The following is a 17,045-nucleotide window of genomic DNA, read 5'->3' on the forward strand; positions in this document are numbered from 1 at the left end:
GCTGCCGGCCGAGTTGGAAACCGGCGCCCAAATCAACTTCGAGCGCTACGGTGGGTTCAACAAGGGCCGCGGCAGCGAGCCGGTTCCGCTACTTGCGGGCGGACCGTCGGTATTCGATCCCCTGTACCCACTGCCGAACTTCGGCGCCGGCGGCAATATGGCCTTCCGTACCAACGTGCTGCGCGCCATCGGCGGCTTCGATAATCGGCTCGGCGCCGGGACCTTGACGCATGGTGGCGAGGAGACGCGAGCTCTTTCGCTTGTGCTCGAGAAGGGCTCGACGATCCTGTATTGGCCACCGGCCGTCACCTGGCACTACCACCGCCGGACCAACGCAGCCCTGGAGAAGCAGTTCTTCGGGTATTCCGCGGGTCTCACCGCGTTCTATATGAGCATGATCCTGACATCGCCGAAATATGTCTGGCGAATCCTCAGGTTCGTCCCCCGAGGGGTAAAACGGATGCTGGCCAACCGCGGCTCCGGGCAGCCGGATTTGCCGACCGGGGGGGTCCCGGAAAATCTTCTGCGGGCGGGCAGGAAGGGCCTCCTCCAGGGTGCTTGGCTGTACCTGCGCGAAGTCCGGCGTCAACGCCGCGCGGAACCGGCCCGACGAGTGCCGTGGCCTACGCGATCACATGGCAGTCGATTGGCTGAGAGCAAGAATGATCCGCAGCCAACGTATTGATAGAGAACGCGATCGCGTTCCCGAATACCTGGATCCAGGTAATGGGGGTCGGCAGCGTTCCTCGGACGGCACGCGAATCTCGGTGTCCCACAACGCCGGAGTGCTGACCTGGACCGAGCACAGAAGCCACGAGCCGGCCAGTCGGCCCGAATACAGAACCCACGAGCCGGCCAGTCGCCCCCAATACAGAACCCGCCAGCCAGCCAGTCGGCCCGAATACAGAACCCGCCAGCCAGCCAGTCGGCCCGCGTCCGAACCGTCCCGGCAAGGACAACAAGCCAGTCACGAGCCGAAGCGGACCACGAAACGCCCGATTGCGCGACTGGCCACCATGCATCCTGCCCAACTCGAGGCGATGATGGGGCTCGCACTTGCGGTCATAGTCGCCGGCCTGTTCGCTGTGATCCATTATGTGAACCGGCCGGTGCAAGTGAACACCGTGATCGTCGGCACGACCCCGAACGCGGTGGCGGTGGACCCAAGCACCCACACCATCTACGTCACCAACAACCTCCCCGAAACGGTGTCGGTGATCGACGGGTCGACGCACATGGTCATCGCCACCGTGCCGGTCGGCCACCACCCGGACGGCGTGGCGGTGGATCCAGGCACCCACACCGTCTACGTCGCTAACTCCGACTCCCACACGGTGTCGGTGATCGACGGGTTTACGCACACGGTCACCGCCACTGTGCCCGTCGGCAACACCCCGTTCGGGGTGGCGGTGGATCCAGGCACCAACACCGTCTACGTCGCCAACTACGGCCACCCCACCGTGTCGGTGATTGACGGGTTGACGCACACGGTCATCGCCACTGTGCCCGTCGGCAACGGCCCGTTCGGGGTGGCGGTGGATCCAGCCACCCACACCGTCTACGCCACCAACTCCGGTGACCACACGGTGTCGGTGATCGACGGGTCGACGCACACCGTCACCGCCACCGTGCCCCTCGGCAACACCTCGGGCGGCGTAGCGGTGGATCCAGGCACCCACACCATCTACGTCGCCAACTACGGCCACCCCACCGTGTCGGTGATCGACGCGTTGACGAACACCGTCACCGACAGCGTGCGCGTCGGCAACAACCCGTTCGGGGTAGCGGTGGATCCAGCCACCCACACCGTCTACGTCACCAACTTCGCCGACGACACGCTGTCGGTGATCGACGGGTCGACGCACGCCGTCGCCGCAACCGTGCCCGTCGGCAACAACCCGGACGCGGTAGCGGTGGATCCAGCCACCCGCACCGTCTACGTCACCAACTACGCCGACCACATGGTCTCGGTGGTCAAGGCTCGATAGGCATCCATTAGATCTGAGTGGGCTTGCAGCGCTGCGAGACCCGCCGCCAGCGGACTGTGCCGTCGAGGTAGGACGGGCCTCGCCTACAGGAGGTCGACAGAGTCGTTAACGAATGGTCGCGACCCGGGATTTCAGTATGTGGTGGCGCTGATCGGGCAACCGAGACAGCACGGCACCGGACGAGTCCGCAAGCGCCCGGAACTACCCCGATTCCTCCCACGCCATCCTGACAAGCGATCGGTCGAGAATGAATGCTCGCGTTAGTGCCAGACAACCTCGCCCAGCACCGCCTAGCCGACTCGTGCTGGTCGCTGATCGCGGCAACAATCCGCGCCGCCCGCGCCCGCAGCTCGGACGGACACCTTATGGGCTAATTGCCTGACACGGCGCGCGGTCCGTTCTCCCGCGTCTCTCGGGTGTGACGATGTTTCCGTTTACTATGAGAAAACTGAAAGATTGGATATCTGCCATCTATAATGATAAAAGTATGTAGAGTACCTATTTGGTCGATTGTCGGTATATGAGGACGTCGTACCAGGCAGCGGCCGTACCCACGGCTCGCCTCCGGGTCGGCCTGCTTCCGTTAGGAGGAGCACATGTCGTTCGTGACCGCGCAGCGAGAAATGCTCCTGTTCGCCGGTCGTGTGACAGACAGGGGCTTTTCGTTCAAGGCCGCAACGAACATGATTTTCAGATACGCCTTAGGGAGTTTCGCAGACTGTTCCGGGTGTGCTCGAAAGCGAGTGCTCCCAGCGGCAGGAGGGGTGCTGCAGGAGCGTGAGGCTGCCTTTGACGCTCGGAGACGGGGGTGACGGCACATGAGCGCTGTCCTTGATGGCGGTAGGCAACGAGATTGGCTTTCCGGGCCGACCGCAGCGGCCCGAATCGCGCGCTGGCGTGGTCGTCTTGCCGACGTGACACCGACACAACTGCCTATCGACCACCAACGGCCCGCGGGACAACGGTTCGCCGGCGGGACGATTCCGCTGACGATCGACTACGCCACCGTTGAAGGGCTACGCGGCGCCGCTCGACGTGCCGGCGGCACCTTTTTCCACGCGCTCACCGCAGCACACGCGTGGTGGCTGCATCGCTACACCGAGTCTACTGACGTGGTGTTCGGTACCCCCCATGACTTGCGCTGGCGCAAGAACCTGTTGACGGTGGCCGGCTATTGCGAAACCCCTGTGGTCGTGCGGTGTGAGGTGACCGGCCAAGAGACCTTCATCGAGCTGGTGGACCGCGTGGGCGGCGTGGTCACCGAGGCGCTCAGCGACGCGGTGCCGTTCGAAACCTTGCTCGCTGAACTCGGCGTGCCGCGAGATCCGCGCAACAACCCGCTTTTTCAAACCGCGCTGAACCTAATGCCACCGATGACCTCGCTGGCCGACGACTGGTCGTTGCATTTGATTGAATGCGACGTTGCTGATGCCGTGGGATCGGCGAGGTTCGACATCGAAATCGAGCTGGACGAGCGGCCCGAGGGGCACGTCGCGGGCCGGTTAATGTTCAGCACTGATCTGTTCGAGCGCGCGACGGCACGCGCCATGGCCGCGCACTGGGTGCGGCTGCTGCAAGCCGTGGCAGCCGCGCCCGACGTACCGATCGCTCAACATGACTTGGTCACAAGGGCAGAGCGCCGGCGTCAGCTGAGCTGGAACCCTGAGGCGCCACAAGGTATTTCGTCACAGTGCGTCCATGAGATAATCCGGGCGCAGACCGAACGAACGCCCGACTCGGTAGCCGTACAGGTCGGCGATGAGGCACTGACCTATCGCCAACTCGACGACCGCGCCGAGGACATCGCCGCGCGACTGCTGGCCGCGGGCGCCGGGACCGGCACGGTGGTGGCCGTCCTGCTTGACCGCAAGCCCGATCTGGTGGCGGCGCTTCTCGGAATTCTTAAGTCCGGCGCAGCGTTCCTGCCGCTGGATCCCCGTCAGCCGGCCGCCCGCAACACCTTTAGCATCAACGACACCAGCGCGGCCATTATTCTCACCGATCGTCCGCTGCCGACTGGCGGAGACACGGCCACGGCCAAGGTGATCAACCTCAACGATCCGTGGCCAGCGCGCCCAGCACTGAAGTTCAATCCGTCAGTTACAGTGTCCCCCGCTGATCTTGCCTATGTGAGCTACACGTCGGGCTCCACCGGCCGCCCCAAGGGGGTGCTCGTCGAACATCGCGGCCTGGCCAATGTGATGCTGACCATGTTTGGCGAGTTCGGCGTCACCGCTTCCGACACCGTACTGTCGCCGTCCTCCATCAGCTTCGACGCCGCGCTCGCCGACGTCTTCTGTGCGCTGGCGTGCGGGGCACGGCTCGTGCTTGCGACCGTCGAACAGGCGACGAATCCGGATGCGCTGAGCCGGCTGATCGCGGGCACCGGTGCGACCTACATGATGACCACACCGACCCTTTGGGAGGCGCTAGTCGCCGTCGGCTGGAACGGCGACCCTCACTTAACGGTGGTGTCTGTCGGCGAAACGCTGACCGAGGCGCTCGCCGAAGCGCTGTTGCAACGGTGCCCGGCGGTCTGGAACGGCTATGGCCCCGCCGAGGCCACGATAGGCTCCAACTTCTCGCGGCTGGCCAAGGGAGACACCGTGACGGTGGGCAGACCCTTGCCGAACGTGCGCGTGTACGTTGTCGATTCACGCGGACGGATGCAACCGATCGGCGTTCCCGGGCAGATCGTCATCGGCGGCGTCGGTGTGGCTCGCGGCTATCTCAATCGCCCTGACGAGCACGCGCGCCGGTTCGGAGACGATCCATTCCATGTCGGCGGGCGGATCTATCGGACCGGCGATCGTGGCAGGTTTCTGCCCGATGGCCGAATACAATACCTGGGCCGCTACGACGACCAGGTAAAGATCCGTGGGATGCGCGTCGAGCCGGACGAAATCGCATCAACGCTGGCCGAGCACCCAGACGTGGGCCGTTGTGCTGTGGTCGCTCGTGAGGCTCCCAGCGGCGGGCAGCAGTTGGTTGCGTATATCGTCGGCGAGCCGGGGTGCCCGAGCGACGCCGAGGCACGCGGTTGGCTACGCCACCGGCTGCCCGAATATATGGTCCCAAGCGCGTTCGTGCATCTGAGCGCGTTCCCGATAACCGCGAGCGGGAAGCTCGACAAGGCTGCACTGCCAGCGCCGTCGCCGCTGGGAGCCGGGCACCCCGGGGATCAGCGTCCTCGTAACGATATGGAAAGACGTGTCGCGCGGCTGTGGGCCGACGTGCTGGGCGTGCCCGTGGCTGACGTCAACTCCGACTTCTTCGATATGGGCGGCCACTCTCTGCTGGCGCAGCGGCTGATCTCCAAAATTCAGCGGACATTTGGTATGCCACTGCCGCTTGCGGCGTTCCTCGATAGCGGCAGAACCATTGCAGGACTTGCCGAGTTACTAAGTGCCGAAAGCCCCAGCAGGACCAACGAAGTGAGGTCCGGCCCACCGCTGCATTTCATCTTCGCGGATCATCCGTCAGCGATGAGCCTAAGACACTTTACGGCGCAGTGGGGTGCCGCGCAGCCGGTACACGCGCTGATCCCCGAACAGCCAGGTGGGCGGTTCGACCGATCCCTGAGCATCGAACAACATGCCAGCCAGGCCCTTTCAGCGATCCGCGACCGGCAGCCGGATGGTCCGCTTGCGCTGGTCGGCTATTCGATCGGTGGGCTCCTGGCCTACGAAGTTGCCCGTCAGGCTGTCGACGCCGGCCAGCAAGTCGACTGGCTGGGCATTCTCGATACTGAGGCGCCACCGATGGCGCAACTGCTGCGGGCGCAGCTGACGCTGCGATGGCAGCTTCGCCGGTTACGCCAACAGCCCGCGCGTGAGCGGTGGGCCAAATGCGCCGAGGTCGCGCTCCGGCTGCTTCGGAATGGCCCCGGTGCGCTGTGGCCACAGATCGACTTCGACTATCGCGGCGCCACAGAGATCGTATGCCGCTATCAGCAGCCCGGACATGAGGTGCCGATGCACCTGTTCGTGAGCGAAGCCTCCGTAGCCGATATGGAGGCAGACCTATTGGGGTGGGATGAATTTCACAAAGGAACCTTGACGGTTCATCGTCTTGCGGGTGACCACGGCACCCTGCTCGATCTGTCCGAGGTGAAGCAGCTCGCGCCGATGATGCTCGAGTCCCTTGGTAAAGCGAGGGCATCGACACGCGTAGACGCCCCGTGGCAACGCTGCGGCGATACCGGGCGAAGTGAGTCCCAGTGGCGTCGTCCATGACCAGGTGCAGCCCGCGGGCGATTCGTCGACGACGTCGATGTGCCCGACGCCCCTGGACCAGGAGCGTCACTTTAATTAGCTAAGCTAAGCTAGTGCACCATGTGCCGGTTGACGCCCAGTCCCGCCAGGCGCCGTCGCCGTGCCGGTCATCGTCCGGCGTCGTTTGCGAAGTCCCGCAGTGAAATGCCCCGCTCTGCCCAGTAGCCGACGTGTGGGACGTCCGGTGCGGGATGCATGAGCCCGAGCAGCGAGTCGGCGCGGAACCCGATCCGGAGGCCAACCGCCTCGCCCCCGCGCAATGCGCGGTAAAGCAGTGTGGAGGGTACCGGGATGGGACGGAGCGATTTGGACGTGGCGGCCGCGCGCAGTGTGCGAATGATCTCGCTGAACGGCACCCGGCGCGGGGCGGCCACGCCGAGGACGCGGTGTGGCGGAGGCTGCTCGACGGTCGCGAGTACACACTTCGCCATGTCTTCGGCGTGGATGGCGTACTGGTAGGAGTCCGGGCGCAGCATCGGGACGAGAGGGAGCCCGGCCACCTTGCGCAACGCGCCGATCATGCCGCCGTCGTCGCCGCCGTGGACGAGGCCGAGCCTCAGTGACGTCCCACCGTGCGCGGCGACGAGGTCCTCGCAGGCTAGCTTGGTCCGGCCGTAGATCTGCAGCGTGCCAGAGTATGCGGACATCGAGGAGATGAAAACGATCGGGACGTCACCGACCGCGCGTATGAGCTTGTCAGTGCCGCCGAGGTTGATCCGTTCGATCTCGGCGCGGTCGCGGGCGCGCAGGTCGTAGGCGCAGTGGACGACCGCGGCCACGTCGTCGGGCAGCCGTGCCGCGGGTCCATCCTCCAGGGAGTAGGGCACGTAGTCCGATGTCCCGCCGGTCGCCGGCGCTGAGCGCTGCAGCGCGATCACGCGGTAGCCGGACGCGGCGAACGCGGCGCGCAGTGTGCTGCCCACGTACCCGTTCGCGCCGGTGATCGCGACGGCCTGGTCGCCCGGGTCAGACATGCCGGCTCGCCGACACGATGCGGTGAGCGTTGGCCATCACCGTGAGCGTGAACGTGGTCGAGGGGACTGACGGCAACACCGAGCCGTCGATGAGGTGGACGTTGCGGAAATCGCCGATGCGACCGAGCACATCCGAGCCGCTGCCGTGCGGGAAAGTCGAGCCGAAGTGGTAGCTCTTGCCAGGCCCGGACATCCGCACCATCGGCAACACCGGGAATAGATCGAGCTTGGGCCCGAGCGCGCTCAGCCTGCGCAGCACCGAGACGAGCATCGCCGGCCGCTGGTTGGACACGACCCGAACCGCGACGTCGGGCAAAGCGTCCTTGTGCCGGGTGCGCAAGTCGACCCGCATCTGGGGCGACCGCCAGGACGGCAGGTACCCCAGCCCCGCGGTGACTCGGCCGAGCACAGCGCCGGTCAACCGAGCCGGGAGCCAGCCCGGGAGCGCCTCAGCCACTGTGGGGTTGTACGGATAGCAGTGCACCTGCGAGGTCGTGTATGCCTCGTCGTCGTACTTCAGCAGGAGATTGAATTGATTGAGTGTGAAGTCCTGCTGTCCACGCGGATCGCCGGTAGTGCGGCGGGAGACGAACGGGATCAGAAACTGCACCGACTCCTGCAGGTCTACCCGATTCGGCGGCGCGCTCAGCGAGTTGAGCGCGATCCGCGTGCTACCGAGCCCACCCGCGCCCACGAACACGCGGTCAGCCTTGAGCTGCATAGCGCGGCCGGTCGTGAGGTCGATGCCGCGAACAGTCGGCGTGTTGCCGACAGGCTGGTCGACCGCGGTGACCAGCACGCGCGAGACGTGCCGCACCCGACCTTGGCCAACGAACCGGTCGATAGTCTGCCGCGCGGAGTAGATCAGTGAGTACGGGCAACCGGTCATGCACAGGCCACAGCGCAGGCACGAATTCGGAGCGAATGCGAGCCGCGCCTTGCCGACCACGATGCCCTTCGCGCGGATGGCGTCGCGATGGCGCCGGTAGCGGTCGAGCACGGCTGCGGTCCGTGCGGACAGCGGCGGCAGGTGTCCGCACGCCGAGAGCAGCGGGAAGTCGTCGGCGTAGTCGTCGTCCTCGCCTGCGAGCGGCACCTCGGCCAGCACGGCCCGGTAGTGCGGTTCGATCTCGTCCCACCCGAACGGCCAGCGGCGGAATGTGGCTCGGGAGAACGGCATGATCTGCGCTCCCCAGACCGTCGAGAACCCGCCCAGCGCACCCGACACTGCCTTTTGGTTCCCGCGGTCGGGCATGGCGAGCCCGCGCTGCTGGCCGCGGTCGACGAACATGTGGTTCGAGCCGTAGGCGCGCTTTTCGGGGAGCGCCGCTCCGGCGAGTTCCGCCGGCTGCACGGTGACCAGTTCGCGGTCGGCGCTGGCCCACTGCGCCGGCTCCAGCGCGCTCATCCGGTCCACCGCCGCAGCCGTGTCATCGGCCAGCTGTTCGCCGATGTCGACGACGGTAATCTGCTCGGACGGGTCGTCGGCGAGGGCGAGGATCGCCGCTGCCGCGGCCGGGCCGGTCCCGACGATGACGTTATGCATCGCCGGTCGCAGAGACGGCAGCGCGGGCCCGGCGCACCTCGGTCACGCTCAGGCCGGTCGTCAGGACCTCCGGCCGGCGACCCCGCGCAAGCTGCACCCTGCCAGCGACGTACCCACAACCGGCCAGCGCGACGCCCGCCACTGCGACCAGCGCCTGGCGCAGTCGCTCGGGGCGGCCGGTCACGGCGGCGACCAGCGCCGGCCCCAACCCCAGCAGCATTCTCACGCCGAACCGCAGCTCGGCGCCGATGTTGCCGGCCTCGCCCATGTCGGCGAACGCGCCCACCTTGCTGCGGTTGACGTAGAAGCAGCGCCGCCAGAAGTACGACCACGTCAGCCTCTCCGGAGGGACGTGGTGACGCACCTCGGCCCGTGGCTCATAGCAGACTGCGGCCGGCCCATAGCTATGGGCAATCCGGTGCGAGAGGTCCATGTCGTCGTGCCAGTCGGCATGGAACCCGCCGACAGCGAGGATGGCGTCGCGACGCGCGCTCATGCTCGTGCCGATCAGGTGGGGTATGGGAGCGAGCCGGTCCGGCAGCGAACGGTAGTGGCAGCCGAACACCCAGTCGAAATCAGGCGGGAACCAGGACGGCCGTGGCGCCCCGTAGTCCGGCCGTGGCGCACCGCCGACTGCGACGGCTCCCGGGTACATCGCGTACACGGCGAGCTTCCGCTCGAGCCAGTCTGGTGCCGCTTCGGCGTCGTCGTCGAGGAAGGCGACGATCTCAGCGCGGGTGAGCAGCAGCGCGGTGTTGAGCGACGAACCCTTCGTGCCCGCGAACCGCCTCGCGACGATGACGATCTCGACGGGCGAGTCGGCGCGACCAGCGCCCCATTCCTGTCGGCACCGGGCGAGCAACTCATGGTTGATGTGTCGCTCGCCCGGTTCCGAGTGGCCCACGACGATGATCAGCTGCTGTGGAGCGACGCTCTGCGCGAGTGCTGACTCGACCGCCCGTGCGAGCAGCTCCCACCGGGCCAGCGTGTAGGTGCAGATGACCACGTCCGCGCGCAGCGCGGTCGTGGTGGCAGGCACAGCCGAGGTCATCAGGGCCTCGGGCTGCCTGGTTACGAACGACACGGGCTTCTCCCTAACAGGACCGGACCGACGGCAAGACCCAAACCGATCATTTGTGTTAAAGCCATTATACATACTCTTTGAATGAGACGCATCCCCCGACCGGGCGTACGGTATTCAGTACGCCGTTAACGAGACCCCGTAAAGCCAGTCTGAAGTTATCGCGATTGAGCAGGTGTGACGTGCGGTTTTGTTGGTTATAGGTGGTTTGTCGATGGCGTGGTGCTCATCGCCGAGCACCAGACCGCCGACGGCGGCCGCATGGAACGGTGGTCGACGGATACACCTGAGGATTTTCCGGTCGTACGGATGATGCGCCGATGCGCCCAAGATCACGCAGATGCAGCGCTGCTTCCCCTCCAGCCGCTTCGCCACCGACACCGCATTGCTGATTTAGCCGCTCGTGGCGCTGCGGCCGCCCGGGAGCGCCGCGCCTTACCGGTAAGGGCTGAGCTGCGATACTGATTGATATTGTCAAGATTCAAAGGATGCCCCAGACCGCTATCGGCTTCGTTGCACTCGTTGTTGCTGGCTGCGCCTTTGCGTCACGGTACTTGTCGATCACCAACCATGCCACGTTGATCACGGCGGCGCTGTCGCCATACCTCATGCTCTGCGCGCCGGTGTCGGCGGCTTTACTTCTCTGGGGTCGACACTGGATTCTCGCCATAGCCGCCGTCGGTTTGACTATGGCGATGCTGGCAGTCCAGCTTCCCTTATACCGTGGTTCGGACGCCGCCCGAACCACGGGTGTCGGGCTCCGAGTCATCTCAGCGAACCTCCGCGAGGGGCAGGCCGATCCAAGCCGGCTCGTGAGATCGGCTCGCGAGCAGGCGGATGTCATTGCACTCCAGGAACTCACCCCACAAGAAGCTGACCGGCTTTCCCGGGCTGGGCTCGACACAACGTTTCCCTACCGGTGGCTCGAAGCGCGCGGCGGTCCTGGCGGAGTCGGCATGTGGAGCCGGTTTCCGATAGACGCACCGAAGCGCATCGGCGGTTACACATTTGCATTCCTTACCGCGCAAATACGCGTAACGGGCGTCTCGATAGACCCAACCGTCGTCGTAGCCCACATAGCGGGTCCCTGGCCGCAACCCATCGATGCCTGGCGGCGTGACTTAAATCGGTTGCCGGTTACCATGTCAGAAGTCGGCGAGCAAGCCGGCGCGGGTGCCGTGATCGTCGCCGCGGACTTGAACTCCACCACCGACATGCGACCCCTCCGCGCCCTGCTGCGCAACGGCTACCGGGATGCCGCCGAACAATCCGGAGCAGGGATCCAGCCCACCTTCCCCGCCGACTCGCGGCTACCCCCGTTCGTCGCCATCGACCACATACTCACTCGTAACTGCACGGCGACTTCGCTGCGCACGCTGAAGATTCCAGGGTCGGACCATCGAGGTCTCGTCGTGACGATAGCGATTCCACGGTCGTCGGCGCGCCCATAGTCAAGCCGTGCGCGCGAACGGCTCGATCGCGAGCCGTGAGTTCACCGTCCGACATTGATTCCAATGCTTGCAGTGTTGAGATGGTCTCCGTGGCCATGAGAAAGGGCCCCACGTATTCGCGGGCTCGTCGTGCGGAATTACCTTGAGGGGAAAGCGGTTTCAAGCGATCTTCGTACTGGCCGGGGAGCGGATTAGGTACTTCCTGCGCGGTTGCCGGTGTGGCCGGAATGGCCAAGGCTGACGCCAGTTTGCAGGTGTCGTTGGGCAATATTTCTATGCGCCGCCTGCGGAATTCGGTCGGTGGTCACTTTGGCGCCGATTGTGACGTCAGTGCTTTTCGCGGCTTGCGGGTGCTCATCACTTTGGCGACAGGCGTCCTATGCCAGCGTTCCGGATGTCCGGTCTGGCGCACTCACGTTGCGAACGCGTCCGCCGCTGCGTGCCGCGCGTGATCGCTTCCTTCAGCCGGGCGCATCGAGTGCGGTGTGGCGGCCACTTCCGTTGGACCCACCCGCAATGCGAGCTGCTCGTGGTCGCGCAGCACCCGCGCCGGCACCACCTGGGGTGGGCGCGTCGCCGGGGCCGGCAGACTCGCCTGCACCGCGGCCAACTGGCGGCCGGTGAGCCGATTCAACCCGGCCCACACATCTTTACCCAGCCGTTCCCTGCTGTGATAGCGCACCCAAGCCGACACCTCGGCCCGGCCGGCGGCTCCGGCGAGTCGGATCGTCACCACGGTGGCATCGGTATCGTGCAGCCACAACCGTTCCAGCTTCTCCGAAGTGATGTCCTGCGGCGACACCCAGAAGCTGGTCGCGTACCCGTCGGGATGCTTGAGGTGACTCCATCCCGGCGGAGTCGAAGTCGGTTGCAGACCCGCCGCTACGGCGGTGTCCACCTCGGCGAGCTCATCGCCGGTCAAAGGCCGGGCCGCGCAGCGCTGTCCGTTCACATTGTCAGCGAGCCGCTCGACGGCCGCCACCAAGGTCGAAGCCACCGAATCGCGGGCCGCCACCGCGGCGACATTGTGCTGCGGATCCATCCGTAACACCAGCCACGTACCGTGCTGGACACGCGCGGGGCGATGGTCCATGGTTCGCGGGGCGGCCGGATCGGCGGCCTCGGGGACGTGTCGCTTTCGCACCGAGACGATGTCGATGGCTTCAAGGCGCACATCGAACTGGCGTAGCCCCGTGGCGACAGCATCCACCGGCAAAGTGGCCGACGACACCGTCTGGCGCTGGTGATGCCCCAACGATGCGTCCGCTGGCCCGTCGACGGCGATCACCGCGACCAGGTGGCCCTGGTACTCGCGCAGCCCGACCACGTCGCGGCTGAAGCGGCGCCGGTGATCGATCGGGGGCGTGCATTCCGGGCTAAGTGGAGCCTCCGGGTCGGGGGACGAATCCCGCATGTTCCGGGCCGACAGACGCCACACCCCCCTGGCCAGAGCTGAGGCGACCGCTGAGGCGACCGTGATCCCGCGGTCGGTGGGCACCATGGCGATCGTCAGCACCGCTGCGACCGCCACACCCCCCCATAACGCGACGGTCTGCGATACGCCGGACACGTGACTTGCCAGTGCAAGCACCGCGACGTCAGTGAGGAACACCGAAGTGAGCCGCGGCCACGATAGGTCCAGCCCGAGTCGGCGTTGCGCCTTCATCGGCGCCTTGCCGATCGCCGCACTAACTCCTTCATCAAACACCTCGTCGGCATTCAGCGTCACGGGGGCATCCTATCCGTCGTCCACATCCTACTACGAGTTTGCAGAGGCGGTACGCATCATCCAAAAAGTATGTATAGTGGGCTTTGAACTGGATTACCCGTTTGTAGATACGTCGGACATCACGCTAGCTGCTGCGGGCGCTCTGCAGGGCGGTCCATGTCCGTGAGGAGGAGCGCATTGTGGTTCGCGTCCACGCAGCCGGAAGCGCTGACTGCCGCGGCACCGTCAGCGCCCAAGCGGCTGCGATTGACAAGGTGTTCGTGAACATGTTGGGAACTTACGCCGGGTCGTATGCGGCCACCGAGGCCGCCCACGCGATCACGGCCGTTTTCGGCGGTTAGGAATGCTCGATTTCGCAGCGTTACCACCGGAGATCAACTCCGGGTTGATGTATACGGGCCCAGGATCGGGACCGATGCTGGCCGCCGCGGCGGCTTGGGATGATTTGGCCGCGGACTTGTACTCGACGGCGTTGTCCTACGGCACGGCGATCTCGGACCTGACCAGTGGGTGGTTGGGTCCGTCGTCGGCCGCGATGGCGGCCGCCGCCGCGCCGTATGCGTTGTGGATTACCACCACTGCCGCGCAAGCCGAGGAGACCGGCGCGCAGGCCAAGGCGGCAGTGGCCGCCTACGAGGCGGCGTTCGTGATGACTGTGCCCCCGCCGGTGATTGCGGCGAATCGGGCGTTGTTGATGGCGTTGATCGCGACGAACTTCTTCGGTCAGAACACGCCGGCGATCATGGCCACCGAGGCGGACTACATGGAGATGTGGGCCCAAGACGCCGCGGCGATGTATGCCTATCAGGCCGCGGCGCAGGCTGCGTCGGTGCTGAGCCCGTTTACCGTGCCGGCGCCGACCACCAGCCCGGCCGGGTTGGCTGCGCAGTCCGAGGCGGTCGCCCAAGCTATCAGCACTTCTGTGGGTACAAGTGCGCAGACCGTGGCACCGTTTACCTCAGCAATGTCCACCCCGCTGAGTTTCGCGATGTCTACACCGCTGACCACTGTTGCGACGCCTGATGCGCTGGCGGAACTCGCCTCGATCGCTTCCTCGATGTCATCCTCGTCGTCGGCGTCGCCGCTGTCGCTGTTGACGACCGTGACATCGTCGTCGACGGCATTCACCTCGGGCATCAGCCTTGCCTCGGGGACTGGCTCGGCTACGTCGATGTCGACTCTGGGCCTTTCGGCGATCGGTTCGGCGGGTTCGCTCGGCGGATCCATTGGCCCGAGATCGGCCGTCCTCGCCAACCAAATCAAGATGTTGGGATTGACACTGGGCGACGGTTTCAGCTCGGGGACCGGCGCCTCCGGCTCGGGTCTGGGCAGCGTTCAGGTGACTGCGGGTGTGGGGCGCGCGGCCTCGCTCGGCACGCTCTCGGTGCCACAGAGCTGGGCCTCGGCCGCCCCGGCATTCAGCCACGTCGGCTCGGCGTTGCCGGGCACCAGCGTCAGCGCGACGCCGGCGGTGCCGGCCGGGTCGGAAGGCATGCTCAACGGGATGCCGATGCTGCCCAACGTGACACGCGGCTCGAGCGTCCCGACCGCATACACTCCCAGGTTCGGCTTCCGTCCCACCATGGTGCAACCCCCGGTATACGCCGGATAAGGGAGATCAAGCCCTGCACTCACGGCCCGCTGTCAGCCAGGCAAGGCATGGGCATCCAGCTCGTGGACAGCAGTGATTCCATGTCTTCGGCTGCGACGGGGCGCGACAGCAGGAAACCCTGCGCCCGGTGACATCCATATTGCATCAGCGTCTGCGCGGCAATCGCGGTCTCCACCCCCTCGGCAACTAATTCCAGGCCGAACGCCTCAGCAAGCCCAATGATTGCCCGGACGATCGCCAGATCCTCCGGGTTGGTGCCCAAATTGCGCACGAATCCTACGTCGATCTTGAGCGTATCTACCGGAAGTGATTTCAGGTGCGACAAGACGGCAGAGCCGGTACCGAAGTCATCGATGGCGATCTGAACGCCCACCTCCTTCAACTCCGCGAGGGTTCGGCGAGTGGTATGGATGTCGCGCACCAGAGCGCGCTCGGTGATCTCCAGGCAGACCGAGTCGGCACGGAGGCCGAACTCGTCGATGATGTCCGCAAGACTGCGGATGAAACCGGGGATGGCCAACTGACGAGGCGAGACATTTACGCGCAGTGTGGCGTTTCGTGCCACGCCATGAGATCGCCACCGGCTGAACTCGGCGCAGGCGCTTCGCATGACCCACCGGCCCAACTCTCCGGCGAGGTTGGCCGATTCGGCGATGCCGATGAACGAGTCCGGTAGCAACAGGCCGCGTATCGGGTGCCGCCAACGGACCAGCGCCTCAGCACCCAGGATCGCGCCGGTCAGCAAATCGACTTCGGGCAGGTACTGCAGGAGCAGAGCGTCGCTGTCGATGGCGGCTTGGAGATGGAGTTCGATGTCGTCGCGGAAGACGCTGTTGCGGGACATGTCATCGGTGGACAGCGCGACCTGGTTGCCGCCCGCGCGCTTGGCCGCCAGGACGGCGCCATCGGCGCGACGGAGTAGATCAGCGACGTTGTCGCATCCCGGATTGCCGAGCGCCACCCCGATGCTGACGGACGGGGTGATCAGATCGTCGCCTATATTCAGGCGACTGCCCAGCGTCATTCGAAGCCGATGCGCAAGTGATTCTGCGGTCTCGGTTGGCATCGCCGGGTCCGGAATGACGAGGAACTCGTCCCCGCCGTGCCGGCCGATTACGCTGTAGTCTCCCATGATCGCCTGAAGCCGTTCGGCGAATACCCGTAGGTAGAAATCGCCGGCGGCGTGACCGAAATAATCGTTGATCGACTTCAGTCGGTCGAGGTCGAGATACAACACCGCGACGGGTCCGGGGCGTCCCGCCGCGAGTCTGTCGGAAAGGTGCGTAAGAAGCGATCGGCGATTGCACAAATCGGTCAGTTCGTCATGCCCAGCCAGGTAGCGAAGCTTTTCTTCGGTGGCGATGCGGACCTGGAACCCGGCAAACATCGGCGCGATCGCGCCGAGCGTGTTCATCAACTTCGGCGTCCAGGTCCTGGCACCGGATGTGATGAAGCCGAGCAAGCCCGTGGTCACCCCCCTCGAAACCAGCGGTGCGGCGGCGACCGAGGGCGACGATGCGACGCGGCGGCGTTCCGCGATCCGACCCTGGTAAGCCCGGTACGCATCGTCTCCCGGGTTCAACGGGATCACGATCGGTTCCTTGCCGTCCGCACAGTAGGCGAAGACGGCGTCGGCGCAGGCGAAATCAACAACCTCCAGGGGATCCGGGTCTGGACGGTTAGATCGCGGTGGCCATTCCGCGACCAACTTCGAGGCCCGGATGTTGCGGTCGTTGTGGCGTAAGAAGGCGGCGTCCACGTCGAACTGCTCGACGAGGTACGCCAGTATCTGCTGGCTCACTTTGGTAGCGATGGATGCATCAGCATCCATCAATTGGGCGGCAACGGAGCTGACGACGACATCTAGCCTGCGCGGCACAGTGCCTCGATTGCCGCTTTGTGGGCGGTCTCAACCGGTTCACGCACTTCATCGGAGGATTCGGCCCATGCTGGTCCGGTCTTGTGCCGTGTCTCGGTCATCGTCGAACTCCTCAAACTAACGCAAGCATCACCGCTATGACCTTTACGATGCCGGCACGAGTGCCAGGTCACAGATGCGAATCAGTCGAGAAAAGAGAAGATACCGGACGTTCGCCCACCCCGGGCGCCGATTTTTCGATGTAATCCTGAATTAGGGGACCCGTAACTCCGCATGCCATGGTGCGAGGGGCCTTGTGCTGCGATTCCCTGTTGGCGGGCCGGGCTTGGTGCGTAGCCGTCGCAATTTCGACCGCGTGCGTTTGCTGTAGCGCCGGGACCGTTTACCGTATAGGGATGTCGGGCTCCCTGGATGATCTGGTGACGGCGGCCGCCGCCGAGTTGATGGCGGCTACCGCGGGTAATTCTGCCGCGATCAGTCAACGGGTGCTCGGCGATCTGGTTAGCCACTT

11 protein-coding genes and 1 pseudogene are annotated in these 17,045 nt (G+C 65.3%); 6 read left to right on the top strand and 6 right to left on the bottom strand.

Annotation, left to right across the window (positions count from 1 at the left end; translation table 11 throughout):
* From ACLP9N_RS02050 to ACLP9N_RS02060, 3 genes are all read left to right on the top strand, one after another.
* Positions 1-685, top strand: a 685-nt coding sequence (locus ACLP9N_RS02050; RefSeq protein ID WP_442405838.1) for a glycosyltransferase family 2 protein, incomplete at its 5' end; no start/stop codon positions are given.
* Positions 686-1,016: 331 nt separating this feature from the next.
* The gene (locus ACLP9N_RS02055; protein WP_442405839.1) at positions 1,017-1,988 is read left to right on the top strand and encodes a YncE family protein; all 972 of its coding nucleotides are present in this window, start codon (positions 1,017-1,019) and stop codon (positions 1,986-1,988) included.
* Between the two features lie 818 nt (positions 1,989-2,806).
* On the top strand, positions 2,807-6,223 hold the full coding sequence (locus ACLP9N_RS02060; protein ID WP_442405840.1) for a non-ribosomal peptide synthetase: 3,417 nt from the start codon (positions 2,807-2,809) through the stop codon (positions 6,221-6,223).
* A 146-nt stretch (positions 6,224-6,369) separates the two neighbouring features.
* Here the strand turns inward: ACLP9N_RS02060 and ACLP9N_RS02065 are convergent, their stop codons facing one another.
* The 4 genes from ACLP9N_RS02065 to ACLP9N_RS02080 all read right to left on the bottom strand — a co-directional run bounded on the left by ACLP9N_RS02065 (position 6,370) and on the right by ACLP9N_RS02080 (position 10,238).
* Complete coding sequence (locus ACLP9N_RS02065) at positions 6,370-7,236, bottom strand: NAD-dependent epimerase/dehydratase family protein (protein WP_442405841.1); 867 nt, start codon at positions 7,234-7,236, stop codon at positions 6,370-6,372.
* On the bottom strand, positions 7,229-8,782 hold the full coding sequence (locus ACLP9N_RS02070) for a hypothetical protein (protein WP_442405842.1): 1,554 nt from the start codon (positions 8,780-8,782) through the stop codon (positions 7,229-7,231). Before ACLP9N_RS02070 ends, ACLP9N_RS02065 begins: the two co-directional genes overlap by 8 nt.
* A complete protein-coding gene (locus ACLP9N_RS02075) occupies positions 8,775-9,866 on the bottom strand; it encodes a glycosyltransferase (RefSeq protein WP_442405843.1) in 1,092 nt (363 codons plus the stop codon). Before ACLP9N_RS02075 ends, ACLP9N_RS02070 begins: the two co-directional genes overlap by 8 nt.
* A 114-nt stretch (positions 9,867-9,980) precedes the next feature.
* Positions 9,981-10,238 carry a hypothetical protein gene (locus ACLP9N_RS02080; RefSeq protein ID WP_442405844.1) on the bottom strand — a complete coding sequence of 86 codons (258 nt, stop codon included), beginning with the start codon at positions 10,236-10,238 and terminating at the stop codon, positions 9,981-9,983.
* Positions 10,239-10,558: 320 nt separating this feature from the next.
* On the opposite strand from ACLP9N_RS02080, the gene ACLP9N_RS02085 reads away from it, so the two are divergent.
* Positions 10,559-11,314, top strand: a complete 756-nt coding sequence (locus ACLP9N_RS02085) for an endonuclease/exonuclease/phosphatase family protein (protein WP_442405847.1) — start codon at positions 10,559-10,561, stop codon at positions 11,312-11,314.
* Between the two features lie 412 nt (positions 11,315-11,726).
* Here ACLP9N_RS02085 and eccE read toward each other — a convergent pair whose 3' ends face one another.
* Positions 11,727-12,980, bottom strand: coding sequence for a type VII secretion protein EccE (gene eccE, locus ACLP9N_RS02090; protein WP_442405848.1), 1,254 nt, complete (start codon positions 12,978-12,980; stop codon positions 11,727-11,729).
* 284 nt (positions 12,981-13,264) lie between these two features.
* On the opposite strand from eccE, the pseudogene ACLP9N_RS02095 reads away from it, so the two are divergent.
* A pseudogene (locus ACLP9N_RS02095) lies at positions 13,265-13,384 on the top strand (PE domain-containing protein); the annotation flags it as partial.
* Between the two features lie 2 nt (positions 13,385-13,386).
* On the top strand, positions 13,387-14,655 hold the full coding sequence (locus ACLP9N_RS02100; RefSeq protein ID WP_442405845.1) for a PPE family protein: 1,269 nt from the start codon (positions 13,387-13,389) through the stop codon (positions 14,653-14,655).
* A gap of 19 nt (positions 14,656-14,674) precedes the next feature.
* Here the strand turns inward: ACLP9N_RS02100 and ACLP9N_RS02105 are convergent, their stop codons facing one another.
* The gene (locus tag ACLP9N_RS02105) at positions 14,675-16,534 is read right to left on the bottom strand and encodes a putative bifunctional diguanylate cyclase/phosphodiesterase (protein WP_442405846.1); all 1,860 of its coding nucleotides are present in this window, start codon (positions 16,532-16,534) and stop codon (positions 14,675-14,677) included.
* Positions 16,535-17,045: the final 511 nt, after the last annotated feature.

The sequence above is a fragment of the Mycobacterium sp. genome (assembly GCF_052144515.1).
Lineage (GTDB): Bacteria > Actinomycetota > Actinomycetes > Mycobacteriales > Mycobacteriaceae > Mycobacterium.

What these genes read in the sequence shown, in the direction of transcription:
- ACLP9N_RS02055 (WP_442405839.1), top strand. Translation starts at nt 1,017, where the DNA reads ATGCATCCTGCCCAACTCGAGGCGATGATGGGGCTCGCACTTGCGGTC.
- ACLP9N_RS02060 (WP_442405840.1), top strand. Translation starts at nt 2,807, where the DNA reads ATGAGCGCTGTCCTTGATGGCGGTAGGCAACGAGATTGGCTTTCCGGG.
- ACLP9N_RS02065 (WP_442405841.1), bottom strand. Translation starts at nt 7,236, where the DNA reads ATGTCTGACCCGGGCGACCAGGCCGTCGCGATCACCGGCGCGAACGGG.
- ACLP9N_RS02070 (WP_442405842.1), bottom strand. Translation starts at nt 8,782, where the DNA reads ATGCATAACGTCATCGTCGGGACCGGCCCGGCCGCGGCAGCGGCGATC.
- ACLP9N_RS02085 (WP_442405847.1), top strand. Translation starts at nt 10,559, where the DNA reads ATGCTGGCAGTCCAGCTTCCCTTATACCGTGGTTCGGACGCCGCCCGA.
- eccE (WP_442405848.1), bottom strand. Translation starts at nt 12,980, where the DNA reads ATGAAGGCGCAACGCCGACTCGGGCTGGACCTATCGTGGCCGCGGCTC.
- ACLP9N_RS02100 (WP_442405845.1), top strand. Translation starts at nt 13,387, where the DNA reads ATGCTCGATTTCGCAGCGTTACCACCGGAGATCAACTCCGGGTTGATG.